Annotated in this window: 22 protein-coding genes; 11 read left to right on the forward strand and 11 right to left on the reverse strand. The window is 52.8% G+C overall.

Annotation, left to right across the window (positions count from 1 at the left end):
• The first annotated feature begins 31 nt into the window (after positions 1-31).
• Positions 32-1,318 (forward strand): dicarboxylate/amino acid:cation symporter, encoded by a 1,287-nt coding sequence (locus ACS0RQ_RS01160; RefSeq protein ID WP_334634000.1) that lies wholly within the window; start codon positions 32-34, stop codon positions 1,316-1,318.
• Between the two features lie 218 nt (positions 1,319-1,536).
• Positions 1,537-3,030 (forward strand): M16 family metallopeptidase, encoded by a 1,494-nt coding sequence (locus ACS0RQ_RS01165; RefSeq protein WP_271849354.1) that lies wholly within the window; start codon positions 1,537-1,539, stop codon positions 3,028-3,030.
• Positions 3,031-3,171: 141 nt separating this feature from the next.
• Here the strand turns inward: ACS0RQ_RS01165 and kdgK are convergent, their stop codons facing one another.
• Positions 3,172-4,101 carry a 2-dehydro-3-deoxygluconokinase gene (kdgK, locus tag ACS0RQ_RS01170; RefSeq protein WP_271849353.1) on the reverse strand — a complete coding sequence of 310 codons (930 nt, stop codon included), beginning with the start codon at positions 4,099-4,101 and terminating at the stop codon, positions 3,172-3,174.
• Between the two features lie 231 nt (positions 4,102-4,332).
• Between kdgK and pdeH the strand changes: the two genes are divergently transcribed.
• Together pdeH and ACS0RQ_RS01180 are read left to right on the forward strand one after the other, a co-directional pair.
• On the forward strand, positions 4,333-5,103 hold the full coding sequence (pdeH, locus tag ACS0RQ_RS01175; protein ID WP_039080226.1) for a cyclic-guanylate-specific phosphodiesterase: 771 nt from the start codon (positions 4,333-4,335) through the stop codon (positions 5,101-5,103).
• A 72-nt stretch (positions 5,104-5,175) separates the two neighbouring features.
• Positions 5,176-7,230, forward strand: coding sequence for an AsmA family protein (locus ACS0RQ_RS01180; protein WP_271849352.1), 2,055 nt, complete (start codon positions 5,176-5,178; stop codon positions 7,228-7,230).
• 137 nt (positions 7,231-7,367) lie between these two features.
• On the opposite strand, the gene ACS0RQ_RS01185 is transcribed toward ACS0RQ_RS01180, so the two are convergent.
• From ACS0RQ_RS01185 to ACS0RQ_RS01195, 3 genes are all read right to left on the reverse strand, one after another.
• Positions 7,368-8,684: an MFS transporter gene (locus ACS0RQ_RS01185; RefSeq protein WP_271849351.1), complete on the reverse strand. Its 1,317-nt coding sequence runs from the start codon at positions 8,682-8,684 to the stop codon at positions 7,368-7,370.
• A 262-nt stretch (positions 8,685-8,946) separates the two neighbouring features.
• Positions 8,947-9,990, reverse strand: coding sequence for an inner membrane protein YhjD (gene yhjD / locus ACS0RQ_RS01190; RefSeq protein ID WP_271849350.1), 1,044 nt, complete (start codon positions 9,988-9,990; stop codon positions 8,947-8,949).
• Positions 9,991-10,043: 53 nt separating this feature from the next.
• Positions 10,044-10,943 (reverse strand): LysR family transcriptional regulator, encoded by a 900-nt coding sequence (locus tag ACS0RQ_RS01195; protein WP_271849349.1) that lies wholly within the window; start codon positions 10,941-10,943, stop codon positions 10,044-10,046.
• A 118-nt stretch (positions 10,944-11,061) separates the two neighbouring features.
• Between ACS0RQ_RS01195 and ACS0RQ_RS01200 the strand changes: the two genes are divergently transcribed.
• A complete protein-coding gene (locus tag ACS0RQ_RS01200) occupies positions 11,062-11,820 on the forward strand; it encodes an SDR family NAD(P)-dependent oxidoreductase (protein ID WP_271849348.1) in 759 nt (252 codons plus the stop codon).
• A gap of 94 nt (positions 11,821-11,914) precedes the next feature.
• On the opposite strand, the gene ACS0RQ_RS01205 is transcribed toward ACS0RQ_RS01200, so the two are convergent.
• Both ACS0RQ_RS01205 and ACS0RQ_RS01210 read right to left on the reverse strand, forming a co-directional pair.
• Positions 11,915-12,313, reverse strand: coding sequence for a YdeI family stress tolerance OB fold protein (locus ACS0RQ_RS01205; RefSeq protein WP_039080232.1), 399 nt, complete (start codon positions 12,311-12,313; stop codon positions 11,915-11,917).
• A 67-nt stretch (positions 12,314-12,380) separates the two neighbouring features.
• Positions 12,381-12,917 (reverse strand): GNAT family N-acetyltransferase, encoded by a 537-nt coding sequence (locus ACS0RQ_RS01210; RefSeq protein WP_271849347.1) that lies wholly within the window; start codon positions 12,915-12,917, stop codon positions 12,381-12,383.
• Between the two features lie 152 nt (positions 12,918-13,069).
• On the opposite strand from ACS0RQ_RS01210, the gene ACS0RQ_RS01215 reads away from it, so the two are divergent.
• On the forward strand, positions 13,070-14,659 hold the full coding sequence (locus ACS0RQ_RS01215; protein WP_271849346.1) for an STY4199 family HEPN domain-containing protein: 1,590 nt from the start codon (positions 13,070-13,072) through the stop codon (positions 14,657-14,659).
• A 13-nt stretch (positions 14,660-14,672) separates the two neighbouring features.
• Here the strand turns inward: ACS0RQ_RS01215 and ACS0RQ_RS01220 are convergent, their stop codons facing one another.
• Together ACS0RQ_RS01220 and ACS0RQ_RS01225 are read right to left on the reverse strand one after the other, a co-directional pair.
• A complete protein-coding gene (locus tag ACS0RQ_RS01220) occupies positions 14,673-16,322 on the reverse strand; it encodes an alpha,alpha-trehalase (protein WP_039080235.1) in 1,650 nt (549 codons plus the stop codon).
• Between the two features lie 252 nt (positions 16,323-16,574).
• Complete coding sequence (locus ACS0RQ_RS01225) at positions 16,575-17,480, reverse strand: LysR substrate-binding domain-containing protein (RefSeq protein ID WP_271849345.1); 906 nt, start codon at positions 17,478-17,480, stop codon at positions 16,575-16,577.
• Between the two features lie 156 nt (positions 17,481-17,636).
• On the opposite strand from ACS0RQ_RS01225, the gene ACS0RQ_RS01230 reads away from it, so the two are divergent.
• Both ACS0RQ_RS01230 and ACS0RQ_RS01235 read left to right on the forward strand, forming a co-directional pair.
• Positions 17,637-18,398 carry a sulfite exporter TauE/SafE family protein gene (locus tag ACS0RQ_RS01230; RefSeq protein ID WP_271849344.1) on the forward strand — a complete coding sequence of 254 codons (762 nt, stop codon included), beginning with the start codon at positions 17,637-17,639 and terminating at the stop codon, positions 18,396-18,398.
• A gap of 82 nt (positions 18,399-18,480) precedes the next feature.
• Positions 18,481-18,885: a GNAT family N-acetyltransferase gene (locus ACS0RQ_RS01235; RefSeq protein ID WP_271849343.1), complete on the forward strand. Its 405-nt coding sequence runs from the start codon at positions 18,481-18,483 to the stop codon at positions 18,883-18,885.
• 222 nt (positions 18,886-19,107) lie between these two features.
• Here ACS0RQ_RS01235 and aguA read toward each other — a convergent pair whose 3' ends face one another.
• Together aguA and aguB are read right to left on the reverse strand one after the other, a co-directional pair.
• On the reverse strand, positions 19,108-20,190 hold the full coding sequence (gene aguA / locus ACS0RQ_RS01240) for an agmatine deiminase (protein ID WP_271849342.1): 1,083 nt from the start codon (positions 20,188-20,190) through the stop codon (positions 19,108-19,110).
• Entirely contained in the window at positions 20,190-21,077 is an 888-nt protein-coding gene (gene aguB, locus ACS0RQ_RS01245) for an N-carbamoylputrescine amidase (RefSeq protein ID WP_039080240.1), read from the reverse strand. Before aguB ends, aguA begins: the two co-directional genes overlap by 1 nt.
• A gap of 144 nt (positions 21,078-21,221) precedes the next feature.
• On the opposite strand from aguB, the gene ACS0RQ_RS01250 reads away from it, so the two are divergent.
• Complete coding sequence (locus ACS0RQ_RS01250) at positions 21,222-22,121, forward strand: LysR family transcriptional regulator (protein ID WP_271849341.1); 900 nt, start codon at positions 21,222-21,224, stop codon at positions 22,119-22,121.
• 383 nt (positions 22,122-22,504) lie between these two features.
• Entirely contained in the window at positions 22,505-22,975 is a 471-nt protein-coding gene (locus tag ACS0RQ_RS01255) for a hypothetical protein (protein WP_334633990.1), read from the forward strand.
• A 41-nt stretch (positions 22,976-23,016) separates the two neighbouring features.
• Here the strand turns inward: ACS0RQ_RS01255 and ACS0RQ_RS01260 are convergent, their stop codons facing one another.
• Positions 23,017-23,985 (reverse strand): IS5 family transposase, encoded by a 969-nt coding sequence (locus ACS0RQ_RS01260; protein ID WP_023279773.1) that lies wholly within the window; start codon positions 23,983-23,985, stop codon positions 23,017-23,019.
• Positions 23,986-24,072: 87 nt separating this feature from the next.
• Between ACS0RQ_RS01260 and ACS0RQ_RS01265 the strand changes: the two genes are divergently transcribed.
• The gene (locus tag ACS0RQ_RS01265) at positions 24,073-24,414 is read left to right on the forward strand and encodes a fimbrial protein (protein WP_499079256.1); all 342 of its coding nucleotides are present in this window, start codon (positions 24,073-24,075) and stop codon (positions 24,412-24,414) included.
• Positions 24,415-24,429: the final 15 nt, after the last annotated feature.

The raw sequence follows: 24,429 nt of genomic DNA on the forward strand, positions 1-24,429 counted from the left end.
AGCCTGTGGTTTTATACCTCAAGGACACCCTATGAAAACCTCTCTGTTTAAAAGTCTGTATTTCCAGGTACTGACGGCAATCGCTATCGGTATTTTGCTCGGCCATTTCTACCCGGAACTGGGCGCTCAAATGAAACCGCTTGGTGATGCCTTCGTTAAGCTGATTAAAATGATCATCGCCCCTGTCATCTTCTGTACGGTAGTGACAGGTATCGCCGGTATGGAAAGCATGAAGGCGGTAGGCCGCACGGGTGCGGTGGCGTTGCTCTACTTTGAAGTGGTCAGTACGCTGGCACTGATTATCGGCCTGATTATCGTCAACGTTGTGCAGCCCGGTGCGGGGATGAATGTTGACCCCTCAACGCTGGATGCTAAAGCGGTTGCGGTGTATGCAGAACAGGCCAAAGAGCAGGGTATCGTCGCCTTCCTCATGGACGTTATCCCGGGCAGTGTGATTGGCGCGTTTGCCAGCGGCAACATTTTGCAGGTGCTGCTGTTTGCCGTGCTGTTTGGTTTTGCGCTGCACCGTCTGGGCAACAAGGGCCAGCTTATTTTCAACGTGATTGAAAGTTTCTCGCAGGTCATTTTCGGCATCATCAACTTTATTATGCGTCTTGCACCAATAGGTGCGTTTGGCGCGATGGCCTTTACCATCGGTAAGTACGGTGTTGGCACGCTGATCCAGTTGGGGCAGCTCATCATCTGCTTCTATATCACCTGTATTCTGTTCGTGGTGGTGGTGCTGGGTTCGATTGCCCGCGCAACGGGCTTTCACATTTTCAAATTTATCCGGTATATCCGCGAAGAACTGCTGATCGTGCTGGGAACCTCTTCGTCCGAGTCTGCGCTGCCGCGTATGCTTGAGAAGATGGAACGCCTCGGCTGTCGTAAGTCCGTCGTGGGGCTGGTTATCCCTACCGGCTACTCGTTTAACCTCGACGGAACCTCTATTTACCTGACGATGGCGGCCGTGTTTATCGCCCAGGCCACCAACAGCCATATGGATATTTTCCATCAGATAACCTTGCTGGTGGTCCTGTTGCTCTCGTCAAAAGGCGCGGCGGGGGTGACCGGGAGCGGCTTTATCGTACTGGCGGCGACCATTTCCGCGGTGGGCCATTTACCGGTAGCAGGGCTGGCGCTGATTTTGGGTATCGACCGTTTTATGTCAGAAGCGCGTGCGCTCACCAACCTGGTTGGTAATGGCGTGGCGACCGTGGTCGTGGCGAAATGGGTAAAAGAGCTCGATCAGAAAAAGCTAACGGATACGCTGAATAATCGTGCATCAAGCAGCAAAACCGGCGAAATTTCCTCTTAATTTCGCTACTTAGCCCCGTAGTCCTTGTCGGGCTACGGGTGCCTGCGCATAATTACCCCCTGGCCCGTCACAATTCAGAACGAATTGCCCGGGATTTTTCACTTCGCTGTGTGACATTTTGCAATTCGTGAGGTCTAACAGCGAAGTGTTAAAGTATCTTTAGCCTCCAGACATGTCGGGGCTGACTTTTTAACCAGGAACGTTGATCAGGGGTTCTCATGCAGGGCACAAAAATTCGATTGTTAACAGGCGGTTTGCTCATGATGGCGGCTGTCGGTTATGTGCAGGCAGATGCGCTCCAGCCCGACCCGGCCTGGCAACAGGGGACACTGGCAAATGGTTTGCAATGGCAAGTCCTGGCCACACCACAACGCCCCAGCGATCGCATCGAAGTACGTCTGTCTATTAATACCGGTTCGCTCACCGAGAGTACGCAACAGAGCGGCTTTAGCCATTTTCTTCCACGTATTGCGCTGACCCAAAGCGGTAGCCTGCAACCCGCGCAGGTACGTTCACTGTGGCAGCAGGGTATCGACCCGAAGCGTCCGTTACCTCCCGCGCTGGTCTCGTATGAATACACGATGTTCAATCTGAGCCTGCCGAATAACCGCAACGATTTGCTCAAAGAAGCGCTGGTCTGGCTGTCAGACAGCACCGGGCGCCTCACCATTACGCCAGAAACGATTAACCATGCGCTGGCGAGCGAAGATATGGTGGCGACCTGGCCGGGTAACACCAAAGACAACTGGTGGCGCTATCGCCTGAAAGGGTCGTCATTGCTCGGCCATGATCCGGCTGAAACGCTCAAACAACCGCTGGATGCGAAAAAGCTCCAGGCCTTCCATCAGAAATGGTACACCCCGGACGCGATGACGCTGATTGTGGTGGGTAACGTTGATAGCCGCGCGGTTGCCGAGCAGATTAACAAAGCGTTTGGCGATCTGAAAGGCAAGCGCGAAACACCGGCCCCGGTGCCAACCTTATCGCCACTACCGCGTCAGCCAGTCAGTATCATGACGGATTCTGTGCGTCAGGATCGTCTTTCCATCATGTGGGATACCGCCTGGCAGCCGATTCGTGAATCTGCGGCCTTGCAACGCTACTGGCGTGCTGATTTAGCCCGCGAGGCGCTGTTCTGGCACGTGCAGCAGTATCTGGCGAAGACCAACGTGAAAGACATTGGTCTGAGCTTCGACTGTCGGGTGTTGTTCCAGCGTGCGCAGTGTGCCATCAATCTTGACTCGCCAAACGATAGGCTCAACAGCAATCTGGATATCGTGGCCCGCGAGCTGGCGAAAGTGCGCGATCGCGGCCTGCCGCAAGAAGAGTTTGATGCGCTGGTGGCGCAAAAAAATCTTGAGCTTCAGAAGCTGTTTGCCACTTATGCCCGCACGGATACCGACATCCTGATTAGCCAGCGGATGCGTTCGCTGCAAAACCAGGTGGTGGATATCGCGCCCGAGCAGTACCAAAAATTGCGCCAGAACTTCCTGAGTAGCCTGACGAAAGAAATGCTGAATCAGGATTTACGTCAGCAGCTTTCGCAGGATATGGCGTTGGTATTGCTGCAGCCGAAAGGCGAGCCGGAGTACAACATGAAGGATCTGCAGGCGAGCTGGGAAGAGCTGATGTCTTCTGGTGAGCAGAATGCCGCGCCAGCCAACGTGGATGATGCCCATCAGGATGTGTCGGATATTCCGCCGCAGCAGTAAGCGTTGTGGGTGTTCCCGGATGGCGGCGTAAACGCCTGATCCGGGCTACCAAACGTTCAGGCCGCACGAAATAGTCCCCTCTCCCTGTGGGTTAGGGTGAGGGGAAAAAGACCTGCCCCGGACAGGAGGCAGGGAAAATCCTTAGTTCGGCATGGCGTCGCGCGGAATGATCGCGCCACGGTATTGAATCACCGTGCTGGCCGTTAAGTGGCCGCGTCTGGCAGCCGCTTCGGCATCGCCACCGGTCAGGCGCACGGCCAGATACCCGGCGCTGAATGAATCACCCGCTGCGGTAGTATCCACCACTTTCTCTTTTGGCAATTTCACCGCTGGCACTTCTTTCAGGGCTTCCCCCTGGATTGCGACCAGGCAGGAATCCGCACCGCGTTTAATCACCACTTCTTTTACGCCTGCCTGCTGAGTGCGTGCGATAACGTCTTCCACCGGCTGTGCGCCCCACAGCAGATCTTCGTCATCGAGCGTCAGGAACGCGATGTCAGTACTGGCGAGCATCTGCTGATAGACCTGACGGGTCTCTTCTTTGCTGGCCCACAAACGCGGGCGGTAGTTGTTATCGAAAATCACCTGGCCGCCGTTTGCGCGACATTCCTGCAGCAGTGACAGCAGCTTAGTACGGCTTGCCGGGCTTAAAATCGCCAGGCTGATACCGCTGAGATACAAATAATCAAAGGTCGCCAGCTCTTCACAAATGGCGGCAGACTGCTCGCTTTCCAGCCAGAATTTTGCCGCGGCTTCGTTACGCCAGTAGTAAAAGGTGCGCTCGCCGGTGTTATCGGTCTCGATGTAATACAGGCCGGGCAGTCGATTTTCCATGCGCTGAGTCAGGGTGGTATCGACGTTTTCTGCCTGCCAGGATTCCAGCATCTGTTGGCTGAAACTGTCGGTACCCAGCGCAGTAACGTAATGCACGGATAACGCCGCAGCGTCTACCTGACGGGCGATATAAACCGACGTATTGAGTGTGTCGCCACCGAAACCGCGATTCACTTCCGCGCCTTTTTGTGACAGTTCAATCATGCATTCGCCGATGACGGCAATTTTCTTTGACATAGTCCGGAACCTGAATCAGATGAATTAACGGTAGTGTGCGTTGTGCGCGTTTCGTGGTCAACTATATTAAAACGACGTTCCATTATTTTTTTGACACAGAACGTATTCTCTGTTGATTCCGCAAAGTGCTTTTTCATTTTGTGTGGGTCATGAAGGTAAAGTTCTCACCTCAGGGGCCGATAACCCAATGACGAGAGCTCCGGGGCTACTCATTTTCAACAGGAAGAAGAAATGAAGTTAAAGCAGGTTATCCAGCGGCTGAACTACTCCGAGGCGAGCATAGAAAGCCTACAGGAACGTCGTTTTTGGCTGCAGTGTGAGCGTGCTTATACTTATCAGCCAATTTACAAAACCGATGGTCGCCTGATGGCGGTTGAGGTGCTGACCATTGTGACGCATCCGAGCCAGCCCGATCAGCGCATCCCACCGGACCGCTACTTTTCCGAGGTCGCGGTGCGCCATCGTGTCGACGTGGTACACGAACAGATCGCTCTGCTGGCCAAACAGAAAGACTTTTTCGAGCAGCACGGCGTGCTGGCATCCGTAAATGTCGATGGGCCCACGCTGATAGCCATGCGCTCGAATAAAGCATTAAAAGCCCTCATCGATACCGTGCCGTGGATCCGTTTTGAACTGGTGGAACATATCCGCCTGCCGCAAGACTCCACGTTCGCCACGATCAGTGAAATGGGACCGCTGTGGCTGGATGATTTTGGTACCGGAATGGCCAACTTCTCGGCGCTCAGCGAAATGCATTATGACTACATTAAAGTGTCGCGCGACCTGTTTATTATGCTGCGCAAGACGCCCGAAGGACGCAACCTGTTCGCGCTGCTCATTCAGTTGATGAATCGCTACTGCCAGGGCGTGATTGTTGAAGGTGTTGAAACCCTCGACGAGTGGCGTGACGTTCAGAATTCTCCGGCTTTTGCCGCACAAGGCTACTTCCTTTCGCGCCCGGTTCCACTGAATACGCTGGAAAACGTGCTGCTGGAACTCTGATCGCAGGGCACCCCTTTCTGCCAGCCTCGGCTATCTTTATGACAGGCAAGGCAATAAAGAAAGGGTGCCCGCATGACAAAAACAAGCAAAGCGATTATTGCTGTCACTGGAACACTGGTTTTATTGATTGTGGTGGCCATCATTATCATTGCCACCTTTGACTGGAACCGCCTCAAACCGACCATTAATCAGAAAGTCTCTACCGAACTTAATCGCCCCTTTGCGATTCGCGGTGATTTGGGCGTGGTGTGGGAGCGACAAAAAGAGGAGACGGGCTGGCGTAGCTGGATACCCTGGCCGCACATTCATGCCGACGATATTGTCCTCGGTAACCCACCTGAGATCCCCGACGTCACCATGGTGCACCTGCCGCGCGTCGAAGCCACTCTCGCACCGCTGGCGCTATTAACGAAAACCGTTTATCTGCCGTGGATCAAACTGCAAAAGCCGGATGCGCGCCTGATCCGCCTGTCTGAAAAGAACAACAACTGGACCTTTAAGCTCGCCAGTGCAGAAAACAACGATCCCAATGCGCAACCTTCTGGCTGGTCGTTCCGCCTGGATAATATTCTCTTCGATCAAGGGCGTATCGCTGTTAACGACAAGGTGAGCAAAGCGGATATCGAGATCCTCGTCGATCCGTTAGGCAAACCGCTCCCTTTCAATGAAGTCACGGGCGACAGTAAAGATAAAACGCGCGTGGCAGATTACGTTTTCGGGCTGAAAGCCCAGGGGCGTTATAACGGCCAACCGCTGACAGGCACGGGGAAAATCGGTGGCATGCTGGCGCTACGCAGCGAAGACACGCCTTTCCCGGTGCAGGCAGATTTCCGTTCCGGCAACACCCGTGTGGCCTTTGTCGGCAAGGTTAACGACCCGATGAAAATGGGCGGCGTCGACCTCCAGTTGAAATTCGCTGGCGATACCCTGGGGGATCTCTACGAACTGACAGGCGTGCTGCTGCCGGATACCCCGCCGTTTGAAACGGATGGTCATCTGGTGGCGAAGATAGATAGCGAAAAAAGCAGCGTCTATGATTATCGCGATTTTAACGGGCGTATCGGCGAAAGCGACATACATGGCTCACTCACCTATACCACCGGCAAACCACGTCCGAAACTGGAAGGCGATCTGGAGTCTCGTCAGCTTCGTCTGGCCGACCTTGGCCCTTTGATCGGCGTGGACTCCGGTAAAGGGGGAGATAAAGCGAAACAGGCAGAGCAGAAGAAGGGTGAAAAAAATATCCAGCCTGCCGGGAAGGTGTTGCCTTACGATCGCTTTGAAACCGATAAATGGAACACGATGGATGCCGATGTGCGTTTTAAAGGGAAGCGCATTGAGCATGGCAGCACATTACCGATAAGCGACCTTACAACCCATATCATTTTACAGAATGCGGATCTGAAACTGCAGCCGTTGAAATTCGGCTTAGCGGGCGGGACGATCTCATCCAATATTCGCCTTGAAGGGGATAAAAAGCCGATGCAGGGGCGCGCGGAAATCCAGGCGCGACGGTTAAAACTGAAACAACTGATGCCAAATGTCGAGCTGATGCAGAAAACCCTCGGTGAGATGAATGGCGATGCGGATTTCCGGGGGACAGGCAACTCCGTAGCGGCGCTGCTGGGCACCAGCAACGGTAACCTTAAGCTGTTGATGAATGACGGGCTTATCAGCCGTAACCTGATGGAGATTGCCGGGCTGAATGTGGGTAACTACGTTATCGGCAAGATCTTTGGCGACGATGAGGTGCGGGTGAACTGCGCGGCGGCGAATCTCGATCTGGTTAATGGCGTGGCGCGTCCGCAAATCTTCGCTTTTGATACCGAAAACGCGCTGGTGAATGTGACGGGTACGGCGAGTTTCGCCTCGGAGCAACTGGACCTGACTATTAACCCGGAAAGTAAAGGGGTGCGTATCGTTACGCTGCGTTCACCTTTATATGTGCGCGGAACATTTAAAAATCCGCAGGCGGGGGTAAAACCCGGGCCGCTGATTGCCCGTGGTGCTGTGGCGGCAGCGTTGGCAACGCTGGTGACACCTGCGGCTGCACTGCTGGCATTGATTTCGCCATCGGAAGGTGAAGCCAACCAGTGCCGGGCGATTCTGGCACAGATGAAAAAGTAAAAGATTGGTGCGGTGGTTGCCCCTCACCCTAACCCTCTCCCTTAAAGGGAGAGGGGACCGATCGAGTGAGCATCAGATGACGGGGCGGTAGCCCGGATAAGGCGTTGACGCCGCATCCGGGAAAGACGTAATGACCATTACAGCGACTGGTGTTTAGTCTCGTGAGTCAACAACAGCGCGGTCAGCGTCAGGGCTGCCATCGCCGCCAGATAAATCCCCACATACATCAAACCGTAGTTCGCCTGCAGCCAGGTGGCGATATAAGGCGCAACGGACGCCCCCAGAATCGAGGACACGTTATACGAGAACGATGCACCGGTGTAGCGTACTTCGGTCGGGAACAGCTCCGGCAGCAGCGCACCCATCGGGCCAAAAGTCAGCCCCATCAGGCTCAGACCGATCAGCAGGTAAGCCATTACCAGCGCCGGGTTGCCGGAGCCTAACAGCGGCGGGAAGACGAACAGCGCAAACAGAATGATCAGTGTTGTAATGGCGATCATGCTTTTGCGACGGCCATATTTATCGGCCAGCAGCCCGGCAACCGGCACCATCACACCAAAACCAATGACCGCCATCATCAGCATCCACAGCACTTCGTTTCGCGGCATACCCAGCCCGCCAGGCGAGGTGCTGAACGTCATGGAATAGACGGTCATGATGTAAAACAGCGTGTAGGTGGCCAACATGATGAAGGTGCCCAGCACGGTCACACGGACATGTTTGGTCAGCAGGGTGCCCAGCGGGATTTTCACCTGTTTTTTCGCGGCGGCGATTTTCGCAAATACCGGCGTTTCATGCAGCGACACGCGAACATACAGGCCAATCAACACCAGCACGGCGGAGAAGATAAAGGGTACGCGCCAGCCCCAGCTCATAAACTGCTCGTCGGTCAGTAACCAGGAGAGCAGCAGGAAGGTGCCGTTCGCAAAGAAGAAACCAATCGGCGCGCCCAGTTGTGGGAAAGAGCCATACAACGCGCGTTTGCGTGGCGGTGCGTTTTCGGTCGCCAGAAGCGCCGCGCCGCCCCATTCACCACCCAGCCCCAGACCCTGGCCAAAACGTGCCAGCGCCAGCAGCAGCGGAGCCATCACGCCGATGGTTTCATAGCCTGGCAGCAGGCCAATTAATACGGTGGAGATCCCCATCGTCAGCAACGACGCCACCAGGGTGACTTTACGCCCTACGCGGTCGCCGAAGTGACCAAACACGGCGGAACCAATGGGACGCGCGACGAAAGCAATCGCAAAGGTGGCGAGCGACTGCAATGTTGCGGCGGTCGGGTCACCCTGCGGGAAGAAGATATGCGGGAAAACGATAACCGCCGCAGTGGCATAGATATAGAAATCGAAGAACTCGATAGCGGTGCCAATCAGTGAAGCGATAACGACTTTACTGCGTGAGTTTACCGGCGTGATTTCCTGCTCGTTGTCTAAGGTTGTGGCTGTGGCTTGCATAAAATTTTCTTATTTTTTGGCGAACGAACGACCATATTAGCCACAGCAAAAGCGACATTTCAATCTGTAACAAAGGGCGCAAACGTACAAAAACCAGGCAAAAAGCGGATAATTTTCAGACCTGCGATTTCGCTTCTATGAAATGCTTCACATAATTTCAATAATAGAATTTAAAACTGGTTTTAGGTTAAATAAAAGTTACGACTTGGATATTAATGCTGAAATGATGAATTGGGCTGAAATATTCAGCCCAATTATGGAGTTAGCGGTGTGTTTTGCCTGGCATCCGTGGGTCGTCTTTGTAGTGCGCAGTGGCAATCCATGCGGCGCAAAACAGCGTCAGCCGGGCAAAGAAGTAGAAGAACGCCATCAAGCCCAGTACAGAACCAAAGGCGGCGCCAGAAGGAGATTGAACCAGCGAGGGTAGCATGTAGGTCATCACAATTTTGATTACCTCAAAGCCGATCGCCGCAATAAACGTACCGCGAATCAACGCCTTTTTCCGTGGACGGTGGCGCGGTAACCGCCAGAAAATCCAGAAGAAAAGCAGGTAGTTGGCGAATATAGAGATCGCCAGACCAATCAGTCGCCATGCAGGTTTCAGCCACTCAATATTATCAAGATAGAGGGCGGAGATAATCATCTGCTGCGCCGAACCGGCAATCGAGGTGATGGAAAGCGTAACAATCAGCGCCACCAGCAGACCAATCAGCGAAATAAAATCACGGAAGTACTTCACCCAGATTTTTTCCTGGTCCTGTGGGTTACGCTCCCAGACATCCCGCGACTGGGCGCGTATCGCCTCGCGCAGGTTGCCCATCCAGTTAACGCCGGAGTAGAGCGCAATCGCCAGTCCGACAATCCCCACCGTGGTACGCTGCTGTACGGCGGTATTGATGGTGCTTTTCAGGGTTGTCGCCAGCGTCGGGTCGCTAACGTTGGTCAGGATCTTAGTGAAAATGTCCTGCAATAGCGTGGGGTGTGAGGCCAGCACAAACCCGGCAGCGGCAAAGGAGACCATCAGGATGGGGATCATCGACAAAAATGAGAAATAGGTGATGGCCGCGCCAAACTGGTTTCCCATACGATCATTGAAGCGTTCAGTGGCGCGGATCAGGTGCGCAATCATTGGACGGCGCTGCACTTTTTTCGCCACCTGGGTGACCGTTTCCAGCGGTGAGGACGCTTTGTTGTTATCAGTGTTGGGAGGGGTGTCTTTCGTTGATGTTCCCGATGTATCCATTTTTCTGACTGGCTCGTAATCCAGATCCTGGGTCGGACGTTTTTCGCTATTTTCCGGCGTCATCAGGGCAATTTTCCTTCTTTTTAACTCTCAGTGAATAAAATTATAGACTGCGTCTAACCAACGTAATCTTTCATCACTGCGGCCAGCCATTCCATAAACAGATGCACGCGACGCGACAGATTACGCCGATGGGGATAAATAAGTGATACCGGCATAGGTTCTGCACGATATTGCGGCAGGATCTCCACCAGCTTTCCTGCGCGCAGCGCTTCCCGCACACCGACGCGCGGCACCTGGATAATGCCAAGCCCTGCGAGGCAGGCGGCGTGATAGGTCTCGGTACTGTTGACTGTCAAAATGCCGCCGGTTTTCACCCACGTGGTCTGCTTATCGAGGCAGACTTCAAAGCCTTGCGGACGTGCGCCGAGGTTGAGGGCGTAATGCACAACCGCATGCGAAGAGAGATCGTCCAGACTTTCCGGGTAGCCGAAACGCGCCAGGTAGTCGGGGCTGGCGCAATTGATAATGGAAAGCTTACCCAGCGGGCGGGCAATCAGGCCGGAATCTTTCAGCGTGCCGACGCGCACCACGCAGTCAAACCCCTCGCGAATAATATCCACCAGCCGGTCGCTGCTGCTGAGTTCCAGTTCAATACCGGGATATTGCTGCAAAAACGCCGGTAGCCGTGGAATCACCAGGTTTTTCGCCACGGCCACGGGCATATCAACTCGCAACCGTCCGCTGATGCTCGACGGATCGTGCAGAAAAAGCCCGTCAAGTTCGTCCATATTGGCGAGCAAATCTTTCGCCCGCTCGTAATAGACCATCCCATCCTGGGTGAGCTGCACCCGTCGCGTTGTGCGATGCAGCAACTGTGTACCAAGGTGATTTTCCAGCGCCTGGACCTGCCGCGATACGCTGCCTTTAGGGAGGCCTAATGAATCTGCCGCGCGGGAAAAACTCTCCAGTTCTGCCACGCGGATGAACAATTGCATTGCATAAATTTTATCCATCGAACGCATCCATTGTTGTTGTAAATGAAACAGTGAAGCGTAATTCAGTGTCTTTATTGTTTTACCACCAGCTAATAAGCTTTTTCCACAGTCAATACCAAACAAAACGAGGTTTCTTATGACACAACGTATCGCATTAGTAACGGGCGGCAGCCGTGGACTGGGGAAAAACGCAGCGCTGAAGCTGGCAGAACGCGGAACCGCCGTCATCCTGACCTACAACAGCAATCAGCAGGCGGCTGATGAAGTTGTGGCAGAAATTGAGAGAAAAGGCGTGAAAGCGGTAGCTTTGCGCTTGAATGTCGGCGATGTCGCAAGCTTCGAGGCTTTCGCCCTGGACGTACAGCATCAGCTAAAAAACGTCTGGAATCGGGATACGTTTGATTATTTATTAAACAATGCCGGAGTCGGCATCGCGGTTCCCTTTGCTGAGGCCAGTGAAGCGCAATTTGATGAATTAATGAACATTCATTTTAAAGGGCCGTTCTTCCTGACACAGCGCCTGTTGCCATTGCTGGCAGATGGCGGACGCATCCTCAATGTCTCAAGCGGGCTGGCGCGTTTTGCGCTGCCAGGATACGCGACCTATGGCGCGATGAAAGGGGCGATGGAAGTGTTGACCCGCTATCAGGCCAAAGAGCTGGGCCCGCGCGGGATTTCCGTCAATATCATTGCCCCTGGCGCGATTGAGACCGATTTCCGCGGTGGTGAAGTCCGTGATAACCCGCAAATTAATAAACATATTGCCGGGCAAACGGCGCTGGGGCGCGTCGGTAAGCCGGATGATATTGGCGGCGCGATGGCGGCTCTGCTGAGCGACGATCTGGCGTGGATGAATGCTCAACGCGTGGAAGTCTCTGGCGGGATGTTCCTGTAGCAGGAAGATTGTTTAGCGTGATTTATGGGTCAACTTGCGTCTGGCTTATGAATCCTCCGCTGCCCGGCGGCGTTATGCCACCGGGCGGTGAGACTTATTGCTTCTGAAAGTGAGTGACTTTGATTCGGGCCGGTTTCTGTTTAGCGTCTAACGACCCGCTAATGCCCACCAGTTCGTCCGGGGAGACATTTTTGCCATCGAAAACGGCCATTGGGATATACACGTCAATTTGCCCGGTTTTGTCGCGGAACTGGTAGAGATCCTCCCCCGTTTTCTTCACGAGGTTCCCTTTGAGCGAAACGGAAGCGCCGTCATGCATGGTTTTCGCCTGTTTAATGGTCATGCTACGGGCATCTTCCATACCGCGATAGCCATCTTCCATTTTATGCGGCGGCGGCGGCGCCTTGTCCGTCTTTAAACCTGGTGCATCCTGCGCGAATGCCGCCATGGAGAATAATGCTGTAAAACTTGTTATCAGCAGAATCTTCTTCATATGCTCTCCTCTTTATTGCCAAAACACTGCCTAAGCCTGGCACAGAGAGAGGAAGATGACAGGTGAATTATCTGCTTTCACGGTATTCATGGTGCAGCAGACCAAACAGCCAGTCGTTATGCCAGCGTCCCGCCAGCCAGAAGGCTTCGCGTAGTTCACCTTCCTGCACAAATCCTGCTTTTTCCAGTAAACGTTTAGAGGCGTCGTTTCCTGCCGTTACGGTCGCGACAAGGCGACGAATGCCCCCTTCGGTGAAGGCATAGCGGCAAACCGCCTGTAATGACTCCAGCCCGTAACCTTTTCCCTGCGCCTGGGGGGCAAAGAGAAACCCGACTTCGGCGCAGTCTGCTTCGTGATGGCGGTAGCCCGTCACCCCAAGCGGGGTTTGCGTGGTGCTGTCGCGCACCACAAGACATAACCAGTGCTCACAACCGGGCGACCAGGCGGGCAGGCGGGATTCAAATGCTTCGCGGATGGCTTCCTGCGGACGGTCTTCGGCAACATAACGCATGACCTGCTGATCCTGCTGCAATGCGAGGAAAAAAGGCCAGTCTTGCGGTGTTATCGGCGTGCAAATGAGCCGGGGAGTGACCAGTATCGGCATAAGAATAGCCCCATTGTTTTTTTCGTGTTAAAACCGCAATCACTGATAATAATCATTAACTGGTCTATGTTTTAACTATCCATAAATAAAGAAAAATTAACGTTTCTTTTTTTCCAGTTAATTATTTCACCGGTTGTACTTAAAGGAAAAGAATGGCCCATACATCCTCGCAGAACCTGGGGGAACAATTCGAGCAATGCACAGGAATTATTCGTCAGGCATCGAAAGAAATATTAATGCTGCTTAATGTGCATTTTGACGAAGGGAAGGATCCTCGCTGGTTTCTTGAACAACTCGATATCGCACGTTTGAGCCTTGGCGGATGGGGCGCTGTCGCAAAACGGTTAAGGCTTAATGATGCGGAATTAACCCAATTCACCTTACAGCTACGCCATTTGCAACAACTGGTGCCATATTATGAAAAAGGGCAGAACGTTACGGAGAACCAACTCATTGTCGCACTGCGTTTCGTGCGCACGCTGGAACATCTGCGGGCGAAGCAGCCGTTGCTAACTTATGCGACAACCCTCAATGCGGATAGCCAGGGGCAGCAGCAGGGGTTAAAACAGTTACGCGCGCTGGAGTTGATGCTCAAATCGCTGGTGACGAATGCCTGGCCGGATGCGTTGCGGCTTAGCAATCACCTGAAAACGCGATTTGGCGCCGATTGTGTTCGACGCTGGTTGAAAATCGGCGATCGCAACGACGTACTCAGCGGCATGTTATTTAGCGAACTGGCGCTGTTATTAATTGATAAAAAAGAATTTAGTCAGCATTATGCCCGGCTTTTTAACGATTCACCGGTATTGAGTCTGTTTCTTGAGCCGCGCAAAACACTGCAAACCTTTCTGGACGATATTCGGCAAATACGCAGCGCTGTCGTCGCGGGGCAACCGTTAACCTCGAACCAGTTGATGCTACTGGAGAACTATTACCCGCAGATTGCCGGGCCAGTGCAGCGGGCATGGGAAGACGGGCGCATACAGGTTAATCCCGCAAACTTGCTGCGAGAGGCGGAAGAGGATTTAGATACATTCTGGGAACAGGCGCGCAAGAAAGATCGGGCGGCGGGAGGTGATGCTATGCAAATTCGCGATGGAATTGAAAGGCCGGAAAAACGTGCCGCGCGTACCCGCGAGGAGCGTGAACAGATGCTTTCCAAAGCACTGTGGGGCGCAGTCGGCGTTGCGGTGCTGGTCATCGTGGCGGGAGCATTCTGGTTGTTCAGCGACTCATCAGTATCGGTACCGGTGTCAGGGCAGGGGCGGATTACGGTGCCTATCTCTCAGGATAAGGAAAAAGCGACGCCCAAAGAAGAGTTGACCAAAATGGGGATCCCCCGCGATGAGAGCAACTTCCGTTCCGCAATCGACCGCAACGATACCCGCGTCGTGTCGCTGTTTCTACGTACGGGCATGAGCTGGAAACTGTCGTGGACCGAGCAGGCGATGGCGAACGATTACACGGATGTGCTGGAGATGTTGCTGCGTTATCGGCTACAGATGGAAGAAAACCGTCCATGCCGCCGGTTTATCGAAAACATGGGGCATGAGATGGCTTCCGGCACGAAGCTGACATCGCTGCGTAAGAACTACCTGCAGGCGTTTTGTACATCGGAACCCGTTGTGAGACGTCAGCGTTATGAAATGGAACAGGCGCAACTGCGATATGAGGCTGCGCCTGACGATAACACGAAGAAATGGGCGGATATTCAGTCGGCGATTTATGACGCTATCGACTGAATAAACGGGGGAGCTACGGCTCCCCGTATAACCCGATGAGGCGACGAACCACGCCGTTTGTCCAGCCAAAGCCATCCTGGAGGGGATATTCACCCCCGCCCCCTTCGCGCGGCGTGCTACTGGCGATATGGTACTTCTCGATAAGCTTGTGGTGACGCTGGTAGAAATGATTAACAGTGCGCAGCCAGTTATGGGCAATCTCGTCACCCAGCGCGTCGTTGCCGTACAGTTTGAAGCCCTGAATCGCCATCCATTGTAAGGGAGCCCAACCGTTGGGTTTATCCCACTGCTCACCGGTTTCATACTCCGTCGCCAGGATACCGCCAGGCGTCATCAGGCGCGTGCGCGTGGCCTCTGCCAGTTTATCTGCCTGCTCATGCGTAGCCATGCCGACATATAACGGTACCAGGCTGGCAGCGGAAAAGAGCGCCATTTCGCCACGACGCCAGTCATAGTCGCGATAACAGCCTTTCTCCTCATCCCACAAGTAGCGATTGACCGCCGCCCGTCTGTCGCTGGCTTTGAGCCGGAATTCCGCCTCCTGTTCCCGTTCACCTTTTAAGCCGGCAATATTGGCGATAGCGCTTTCCAGTTTGAACAGGAAGGCGTTCAGATCGATAGGGATGAACTGGGTGGTGCGAATACTCGCCAGGCGATTGGCGTCTCGCAGCCAGCGCGACGAATAGTCCCAGCCGGAAGCCGCACCCGCACGGAGATCCCGATAGACCTCGTTAGCCGGGCGAGAGGAGTGCTTCGCGGTTTCCACATCCTCCAGCCAGGATTCATCACGCGGTGTGTCCCTGTCATCCCAGTAACGGTTGAGCAGGGATCCGTCAGGCATACGTACCGCGTGGCGATAGGCCTGGTTCGGCAGCAGCGACTCCGCGCCATCCATCCAGAAGTCATACTCCATAAGCAGATGGTCCAGGTAGCGCCGCGCGCCGCGCACGCCATCCTCTTCAAACAGTTCTACCATCAGGGCGAACACCGGCGGCTGGGAACGGCTGAGATAGTAGGTGCGGTTACCGTTTGGAATATGACCGTAGCGTTCAATCATCCACGCAAAGTTGTCTGCCATACATTTCAGCATGTCGTGGCGACCACTTTCCGCCAGCCCCAGCATGGTGAAATAGGAGTCCCAATAATAGGTTTCGCTAAATCGCCCACCGGGGACGATATAGGCCTGTGGCAGAGCAAGCAGTGATGACCACGGAATATGGTCCTGCGGCTCACGCGTCAGCACCGGCCAGAGCTGGTCGATATGTTCTTTGAGGGAGTTTTCCGGGTCGGAAACGTATTCACTGCCATAGGTTTCCGGCATCCAGAAGTGCGCCTGAACAAACAGTCGCAAGTCAAAATCGGGTTTGCGCTTAATTTTGCGATAGCGGATTAAAATATCGAGCGGATCCATTTTCGGTGCACAGTCCGGGAATGTTTTGCTATCGGCAAAAATACGCGATGACTGCACGTGTTCAAACAGTTCAAGATAACGATCGGATGGAGTCAGGGCGTCCGAAGCAGGCAGCCCCTCGATCATTTCCGGTTCCGGCTCCGCGTCGATCATTTCAGCCAGTTTTAACTCGCAGGGATCGATTTCGTAGCGGGGTTCTTGTGCGATCCCAAATTCTACGGATTCAGCGCTGTGAAGTTTCTGGTTGAACATAATAATACTGGCCTCCGGAGGTCGTCGTAAGAGATTACGGGTGTTTCCCGGCATATCTATAAGCTTAGACATTCGCTTCGATCTTTGGGGTGCAAAGCGTGCGCTAGATCACATTTAGGCGCGGGTGGAAAAAGAGCGAAATCGATTAATTTTTATAATTTCAATCGCTTAATTGCCGCTCCTCCGAAAGCGAAACGACAGAATTCAGAACATTCAAAATGCAACAGGTTATGAATATTCAGAGCAACTCTTTTAGCCTGGTGACTTTCCCGCATTCACGCCAGTCAGTAACCGCAAAAAATTTAGCGTTCGCGGGTTATTTTCACTCTCTCGGGTCACGATCGCCATGCATAACTCTGCGTCATCTTCGGCAAGCGGGATAAATTTCACTCCCTTTGGCTTGAGCTGGTCAATGGGTCTGGGTAAGACGGAAACACCCACACCTGCGCCGACAAGTCCGATATGCGTCAACACTTCCGCCGCCTCCTGGACGACATAGGGGGTGAAGCCCGATTTCTGGCACATGCGCCTGACTTTATCCGGCACCGATGCACCGGCTGTGTCGGGATAAAAGATAAAGGGCTCATCTTTCACATCAGTAATGGTCAGGGTTTCACAGGCGGCTTTGGGGTGATCATCGGGCAGCACGACGCAGAGCTGGTCGTGCCTGAGCACGCGGATATTCAGGCCATCGCGGGTGGTTCCCGGCGTGACGCGAATGTAACCCACGTCGATATCCTCATTGAGCAGAGCGGTGAATTGCTGCTGTGAGTACATCTCACTGAGTGTGACCCGAACCTCGGGGTAGTGACGGCGGAAAGCTTTGAGCGGCGCGCTGAGCTCATCGACCAGCAGCCCGGTGGTGGTAAACCCAATGCGTAACTCGCCGCTTTTACCCTGCGCGATGGCCTGTAGCTCGGCGGGAAGGTCGCTGCTGAGTCGCAGCATCTCTCTGGCTTTAATCACGAAATGCTCGCCCGCTTCTGTCAACGCGACTTTGCGCCGGGTGCGATTGAATAACAGAACACCCAGCTCTTCTTCAAGGGCCTGAATTTGCAGTGATAATGGCGGCTGGCCGATGTTGAGCTTTTCTGCGGCACGGGTAAAGTGCAGCTCCTCAGCCACGGCCAGGAAATAGCGAAGGTGACGGAATTCCATTTATATTTCCAGATATATAAATATATAGAGATTTATATATTGGACAGGTATACATCGCAACCTTACCATTGCTGCCAGATTATAAATAAAACGCTATTCCACTCTTTTAAGGCTGCACCGCGCGTGCGGGCTGTGCGCTGATACCAGGGAAAACAGATGAGCAGTGAGTTATTGGTATTAATACCCGTGGCGTTTATTGCCGGAATTATCAATGCGGCGGTGGGCGGGGGCGGATTGATTACTATGCCGACGTTTTATTCTACCCTGCCGCAGTTCACACCTGCCGAAATAATGGGAATCGACAAGTGCTCCTCCGTGATGGGGCACCTGATGTCTATCAAGCAATTCACCGCGCGCCTGCGATTGCCGTGGTCATTGATTTTGCCGACCGCAATAAGTGCGGTTATCGGCGCGTACACGGGCATAAGATTACTGGATTTTATGCCATCAGACTGGATGCGTCCGATAGTGATTGTGGTGCTGGCGATCATGCTGGCGTACACCTGGTTTAAACCGCAGTTTGGTCATAGTGATACCAGCAGGGAACCCACCCGAGGTGATTTGGCGAAGGGAATACTGTTAGGTTTTGCGATTGGCTTTTATGACGGTTTTATCGGTCCGGGTACCGGCAGTTTTCTGCTCTTTTTGTTTATCCGTTTTTTCCATTTTGATTTTTTACGTGCAACGGCCTGCGCAAAAGTGGTGAATTTCGGCACCAATTTTTCCACGCTGTTCTTTTTAATTCCTAATGGGCTTATTCATTACGATATTGCAATACCGTTAGGGATTTCCGCTATTTGTGGTTCGCTGGTAGGCGTGCGTGTTGCCCTGCGCGGCGGAAACCTGTGGATTCGCCGTCTTTTTCTGATTCTTGCCGCAACGCTGTTGATAAAGCTGTTATGGGAGACGCTACATTAACGGTACATCAGGTTATCGAATGATTGGCTGATATCGTTGCGTGTTATCGTCTGTGTTTTCGCCATATTTGCGTGAGACGATAATGGAATTCGTGACGACGACCCTCGACAACTGCCTTGATATTCGCCATCCGATTTTATGGCCGCACCTTCCCCGCGATGCATCACGGGTGGAGGGTGACGATGATGCACTGCATTTTGGCGTGCTGCATAACGGTAAGCTGGTGAGCTGCCTGTCGGTTTTTATGCTGGATGCCTCGGTTTGCCAGATTCGTAAGTTCGCTACCCTGGAAGCGTATCAGGGACAGGGCTTTGGCGGCTTTTTGCTGCAATCGGTGCTGGAAAAGATGGCGGCAGCCGGCGTCCATGACGTGTGTCTGGATGCACGTATCGGGGCCGTCAACTTCTACAACAGGTTCGGTTTCCGTCCCGAAGGCGAACACTTCTTCAAAAAAGGGGTGGAGTACGTGCGGATGGTGCGGGGGTAAGGGACCGTTCGAGCGGGCTTTGGGTTTTGTTGCCGGGATAAAGCGTTTACGCCGCTTCCGGGAGTTCTCACGGCGGTGCGGCGTTTTCCCCTCACCCAGGCCCTCTCCCCAAAGAGGAGAGGGGACCGATCGAGCAGGGAGAGGGGATCGATCATGCGGGCTGCGGGCTGGCTTTTCACCCTCTCCCTTTTAGGGAGAGGGCTGGGGTGAGGGGCTGCGGAATTAACGCGGGATCTGCTGCGTAATGCAGTGAATATTGCCACCGCCGAGCAGAATTTCACGTGCCGGGATGCCGGTAATCAGGAAATCCGGGAACATCTGACGGAACAGCACTTCGGCCTGCGCATCGGTGGCCGGGTCCAGCAGCGGGTAAATAATATGGTCGTTGCTGACCAGATAATTCACGTAAGAGCCCGCCAGACGATTACCTTCGGTGCGCTCAATCGCCGTCCCTTTCTCAACGTCACAGGTCTCTTCTGCGCTGGCATACAGCGGCTGCGGTGATGGCACTTTCCAGACTTTCAGCTTGCGACCACGCGCATCCGTGATGTTTTCCAGGACGTTGAGTGCCGCAACGGAACGGGCGTACTGCGGATCGTTCTCGTCATCGGTCCAGTGCAACGCCACTTCGCCTGGGCGGACAAAACAGCACATGTTATCAATATGACCGTCGGTTTCGTCGTTAAATACCCCTTCTGGCAGCCAGATAAAGGTCTCAACGCCCAGATACTCACGCAACTGCTGCTCAATCTCCGCCTGCGACAGGTGCGGGTTGCGGTTCGGGTTGAGCAGACACTCTGCGGTGGTCATCAGCGTGCCTTCACCATCCACATGAATGGAGCCGCCTTCCAGAATCAGGTCGGTGTTGTAGCACGGCATCTGGTGATACTGCGCCACCTTGCCTGCTACTTGCTGGTCTTTATCCCAGCTTTCATAGAGGCCGCCGAGTAGACCGCCCCACGCGTTAAACGTCCAGCTTACGGCGCGAATCTCTCCCGCCGGGTTACGCACCACGGTTGGGCCGGTGTCGCGCATCCAGGCATCGTCGCTTTCCATCTCAACCAGCGTCACGCTGGCTGGCATGGTGCTGCGTGCTTTTTCCATTTCGGCACGCGGCACTGCCATAATGACAGGCGTCCTGCGGGAAATAGCCTCAGCCACGGCGGCGAACGCCTTTTGCGCTGGCGCACCGTTGGCGCGCCAGTTGTCAGTGCGATAAGGCCAGCACATCCACACTGCCTGATGCGGTGCCCATTCTGCAGGCATGGCGAAGCCATCCTGACGTGGAGTTATCAGCGCGGACATTATTTGCTCCTTTCGCTGCCGTCAGAGGTGGCGATGGTGCCGTACATGTTCGGACGACGGTCGCGGAACAGGCCCCACGATGCGCGCTGTGCGGCAATCGCGTCCAGGTCGAAGGTGTGCACCAGCACGGCTTCGTCAGTTTTGTTGGCCTGCGCGACCAGTTCACCGGTCTGATCGGCGATGAACGATGAGCCGTAGAAGGTCATTTCCAGACCTTCGATGTATTTGCTCGCTTCGGTACCGATACGGTTAGAGGCGATAACCGGCACCAGGTTTGCCGCCGCGTGACCCTGCTGAACACGCGTCCAGTGCGGTTGGCTGTCGATGTCCGGGTAAGCGGGTTCAGAACCAATCGCAGTCGGGTAGAAAATGATTTCCGCGCCGTTCAGTGCCAGGCAGCGTGCGGTTTCCGGGAACCACTGATCCCAACAGATACCCACGCCGATTTTCGCGTAGCGGGTATTCCACACTTTGAAGCCGGTGTCGCCTGGGATGAAGAACTGTTTTTCCTGATAAGCCGGGCCGTTCGGAATATGCGTTTTACGGTAGGTTTCCATCACGGTGCCATCGGCATCGATCATCACCAGCGAGTTGTAGTACGCGTTGTTGTGTTTTTCGAACAGACTTAACGGCAGCACAACTTCCAGCTCTTTTGCCAGGGCAGAGAAATGTTTGATCAGCGGACTGGTGGCCACTTCTTGCGCCAGCGCATAGTGTTCCGGGCTCTGATCAATACAGAAATAGGGAGCAGCGAACAGCTCCTGAATCAGGATAACCTGCGCGCCTTTGCTGTGCGCTTCACGTACCAGACGCTCAGCGTTGGCAACGTTTTTTTCCAGTTCCCAGGTGCAGGCCATTTGAGTAGCGGCAACCGTTACATTTCTCATGAGCGTCTCCATAAAAGCAGATGTTGAAGTGTGCAGTTTATAAACACCAGGCGTGCTTACTTTACGTTGCAATGACTATAGCAATCTCCAGCGTTATGCATAAAATGTATTATTTGCATGAAATAATGAACAAGGTGCATAGTCATGATGGATCTGAATTTGCTGCGCCTGGTGCCGATTCTGGCTAAAGAAAAAAACGTCACGCGGGCCGCGCGTAAAGCCAATATTACGCAATCGGCATTCAGCCATGCGCTCAATCGCCTGCGAGAGCAGCTTAATGATGAGATGTTTGTCCGTACCCGCAATGGCATGGAACCGACCCCTTATGCGGCGTCGATGATCCCGGTGATTGAAAATGCCCTGAGCAAACTGGAAGCGGCCACGCGGGGGAAAGGCAATTTCAATCCGGCCAAAGACCCGCACACCTTCTATATTGGCGCGGTGGATTACTTCGAGTTTATGTACATGCCCGCCCTGACGGCGAAATTTAAACACACTGCACCGAATGTCCGCTTGTCCGTCGATATTCTCTCTGAAACCATTAAATTTGAACGGGTGGAGCGCGGACAATTGGATGCCTTTATCGGCGTGGATAACCTGCAATACATTCCTCAGTATTTTAATAAACACCCGCTGATTTCCGACCATTATGTGGCGATTGCCTCGCTGGAGCGTAGCGATCTGCCAGAACAACTGACCCTCAAACACCTGGTCACGGAAGCGCAAATCCACCTCCCGGCAGTAAGTTCCGGCGCGGACCATATTGATAGCTGGCTGCTGACGCAGCACCTTTATCGTCCTCTCACGACGGTGGTGCAGAGTTACGCGGTGGGCGGTCGAGTCGCGGTGGCGTCGGGTTATCTGATGTGTGTGCCGTATCGCATTGCGAAGGAGCTTGCCGCGATGATGCCGCTACGGATTATGGCATTACCCGAGGGGGCGCCATCTTATGACTTAATCCTGTTAACGCATCGTTTATTTGATTATCAGTCGGCATTACAGTGGTTGATTGAGGAAATGAGAGCGGTAAGCGACTTATTTTAATAATGCTACATTATTGACATCTATTTTAATTAATTAAAATATCAACTATATAAATAATAAAGGAGAGGTGGCTTTTAAAACTTCATGTTGAAGTGATATGTTTTAATTTAGTAAATATATTCTTTTTTTTCTCTGTGAAAGGATGTAACGCTTGACCGCTCAGGCATATCTCCATAATCTGTAAAATAATGTCATAGGTATTCTGACTGGTTTGGTTTTTATCATTGATTCATATTTCAAATGAATCGCCGTGAAATATTTTCAATGATTAAGTATGCTACTTCTATTATTAAGTATTTATCCAGAAAAATCGTATTGGATTCGGGAGCAAAAAGTAAGAATGGAACTAACTTTTTATTGATCAGGGGCGTGGAGGGATTGTAATGATTAAAAAGGTAAAGTTGAAATGTCTTCTAATATTAGGCCTGCTTTTGGGGTTAATCAGCAACCAGGCATTTGCACTCTATTGGGATAAGACTGAAACCACTGTGTATATGGATTCTGCAAGTTTTCCCAAAACACTTGGAAATGTAACATCACCTGCCAGCCCGGGCGCATCTATTAATGTAACCGGTTGGCCAGACTCTGTTTCGAAGGACAGTGTCAAGGTTTGGTGGGCAAACTTTAACCCTGATTTAGCCAATCGTGGCTTTACTTTACAGGTTAATATTAATAACACCGGTTGGATTAATGCTAATGATGCAGCGCAAAAATGCGTCTGGATTGATGGGAGTTGTAAAGTCCTGGCGGGAAATGTTGAATATAAAAACTATCCAACTCTGCCTATTTCGGTCAGGTTATTAAGAAATAGCACTGCACCCTATGAGACTATTCCCATCGGCTTTGTTGAATAAATCAGATTTCGGGTAAGTCTCCCCCGTAGCGGGTTGTGTTTTCAGGCAATACGCACGCTTTCAGGCATACCTGCTTTCGTCATTTTGTTCAGCGCTCGTACCAGGGCCATAGCCTCCGCAACCTGACCATCGTAGTCACGCAGCGTCAGTGACCCCCCGAACAGCTGTTTTACCCGGTACATTGCCGTTTCCGCTATCGAGCGACGGTTGTAATCTGTTGTCCATTTCCACCGCGCATTACTCCCGGTCATTCGCTGATTAGCCACTGCACGGTTACGGTCTGCATATTCACCGGGCCAGTAACCCGCACCTTTTCGGGGAGGGATAAGCGCGCTGATTTTCTTACGCCGCAGTTCATCGTGACAGAGCCGGGTGTCGTAAGCGCCGTCTGCCGATGCTGCCCTGATTTTTCTGTGAGTCTGCCGGATAAGACCCGGGAAGGCTTCTGAGTCCGTCACATTGTTCAGCGACAGGTCTGCACAGATGATTTCATGTGTGTTGCTGTCAACGGCTAGATGCAACTTTCGCCATATACGACGGCGTTCTTTGCCGTGTTTTTTGACTTTCCATTCGCCTTCACCAAAGACCTTCAGCCCGGTGGAATCAATCACCAGATGCGCGATTTCACCCCGGGTGAACGTTTTGAAACTGACATTAACCGACTTTGCGCGCTTGCTGACACTGGTGTAATCCGGGCAGCGCAACGGAACATTCATCAGTGTAAAAATGGAATCAATAAAACCCTGTGCAGCCCGCAGGGTCAACCTGAACACGCGTTTAATGACCAGCACAGTCGTGATGGCAAGGTCAGAATAGCGCTGAGGTCTGCCTCGTGAAGAAGGTGTTGCTGACTCATACCAGGCCTGAATAGCTTCATCATCCAGCCAGAAAGTTATGGAGCCACGGTTGATGAGGGCTTTATTGTAGGTGGGCCAGTTGGTGATTTTGAACTTTTGCTTTGCCACGGAACGGTCTGCGTTGTCGGGAAGATGCGTGATCTGATCCTTCAACTCAGCAAAAGTTCGATTTATTCAACAAAGCCTGTCCAAACGTATGATAGTACTGTGGAGTTACCGGAGGTAAGGCGTAGTGATTTAATGAGATCACTTTGGCGTTATGAGGGAGCACACCAAGAATTTTCCATTATTATAGATTGCATAAATAATGTCTCTAAAGCGAATATTACCTTCAATGGAGATAAAATGCCCGGCGTGGGAAGCAATGATGTTCTCAAGAATATGAATTCGGGAAACGAAAACGTTGGCGTTCAGATAACGTTTGATGATACGCCTCTCGAAATAGGAAAAGAAGTATTAGTCAAATGGTGGCCTTCTCAAAATACGAAGCTAAAATTTAAAGCCCATTATTTTACCAAGAATGGGAGTATCAATCCCGGAACGGTAAGGGCTAAAAGTGAGTTTGTTATTACCTACGAATAAAATAACTAAGAGGCA

This window comes from Phytobacter diazotrophicus (genome assembly GCF_052061655.1).
Classification (GTDB): Bacteria; Pseudomonadota; Gammaproteobacteria; order Enterobacterales; family Enterobacteriaceae; genus Phytobacter; species Phytobacter diazotrophicus.

What these genes read in the sequence shown, in the direction of transcription:
- ACS0RQ_RS01160 (WP_334634000.1), top strand. Translation starts at nt 32, where the DNA reads ATGAAAACCTCTCTGTTTAAAAGTCTGTATTTCCAGGTACTGACGGCA.
- ACS0RQ_RS01165 (WP_271849354.1), top strand. Translation starts at nt 1,537, where the DNA reads ATGCAGGGCACAAAAATTCGATTGTTAACAGGCGGTTTGCTCATGATG.
- kdgK (WP_271849353.1), bottom strand. Translation starts at nt 4,101, where the DNA reads ATGTCAAAGAAAATTGCCGTCATCGGCGAATGCATGATTGAACTGTCA.
- pdeH (WP_039080226.1), top strand. Translation starts at nt 4,333, where the DNA reads ATGAAGTTAAAGCAGGTTATCCAGCGGCTGAACTACTCCGAGGCGAGC.
- ACS0RQ_RS01180 (WP_271849352.1), top strand. Translation starts at nt 5,176, where the DNA reads ATGACAAAAACAAGCAAAGCGATTATTGCTGTCACTGGAACACTGGTT.
- ACS0RQ_RS01185 (WP_271849351.1), bottom strand. Translation starts at nt 8,684, where the DNA reads ATGCAAGCCACAGCCACAACCTTAGACAACGAGCAGGAAATCACGCCG.
- yhjD (WP_271849350.1), bottom strand. Translation starts at nt 9,990, where the DNA reads ATGACGCCGGAAAATAGCGAAAAACGTCCGACCCAGGATCTGGATTAC.
- ACS0RQ_RS01195 (WP_271849349.1), bottom strand. Translation starts at nt 10,943, where the DNA reads ATGGATAAAATTTATGCAATGCAATTGTTCATCCGCGTGGCAGAACTG.
- ACS0RQ_RS01200 (WP_271849348.1), top strand. Translation starts at nt 11,062, where the DNA reads ATGACACAACGTATCGCATTAGTAACGGGCGGCAGCCGTGGACTGGGG.
- ACS0RQ_RS01205 (WP_039080232.1), bottom strand. Translation starts at nt 12,313, where the DNA reads ATGAAGAAGATTCTGCTGATAACAAGTTTTACAGCATTATTCTCCATG.
- ACS0RQ_RS01210 (WP_271849347.1), bottom strand. Translation starts at nt 12,917, where the DNA reads ATGCCGATACTGGTCACTCCCCGGCTCATTTGCACGCCGATAACACCG.
- ACS0RQ_RS01215 (WP_271849346.1), top strand. Translation starts at nt 13,070, where the DNA reads ATGGCCCATACATCCTCGCAGAACCTGGGGGAACAATTCGAGCAATGC.
- ACS0RQ_RS01220 (WP_039080235.1), bottom strand. Translation starts at nt 16,322, where the DNA reads ATGTTCAACCAGAAACTTCACAGCGCTGAATCCGTAGAATTTGGGATC.
- ACS0RQ_RS01225 (WP_271849345.1), bottom strand. Translation starts at nt 17,480, where the DNA reads ATGGAATTCCGTCACCTTCGCTATTTCCTGGCCGTGGCTGAGGAGCTG.
- ACS0RQ_RS01230 (WP_271849344.1), top strand. Translation starts at nt 17,637, where the DNA reads ATGAGCAGTGAGTTATTGGTATTAATACCCGTGGCGTTTATTGCCGGA.
- ACS0RQ_RS01235 (WP_271849343.1), top strand. Translation starts at nt 18,481, where the DNA reads ATGGAATTCGTGACGACGACCCTCGACAACTGCCTTGATATTCGCCAT.
- aguA (WP_271849342.1), bottom strand. Translation starts at nt 20,190, where the DNA reads ATGTCCGCGCTGATAACTCCACGTCAGGATGGCTTCGCCATGCCTGCA.
- aguB (WP_039080240.1), bottom strand. Translation starts at nt 21,077, where the DNA reads ATGAGAAATGTAACGGTTGCCGCTACTCAAATGGCCTGCACCTGGGAA.
- ACS0RQ_RS01250 (WP_271849341.1), top strand. Translation starts at nt 21,222, where the DNA reads ATGATGGATCTGAATTTGCTGCGCCTGGTGCCGATTCTGGCTAAAGAA.
- ACS0RQ_RS01255 (WP_334633990.1), top strand. Translation starts at nt 22,505, where the DNA reads ATGATTAAAAAGGTAAAGTTGAAATGTCTTCTAATATTAGGCCTGCTT.
- ACS0RQ_RS01265 (WP_499079256.1), top strand. Translation starts at nt 24,073, where the DNA reads ATGAGATCACTTTGGCGTTATGAGGGAGCACACCAAGAATTTTCCATT.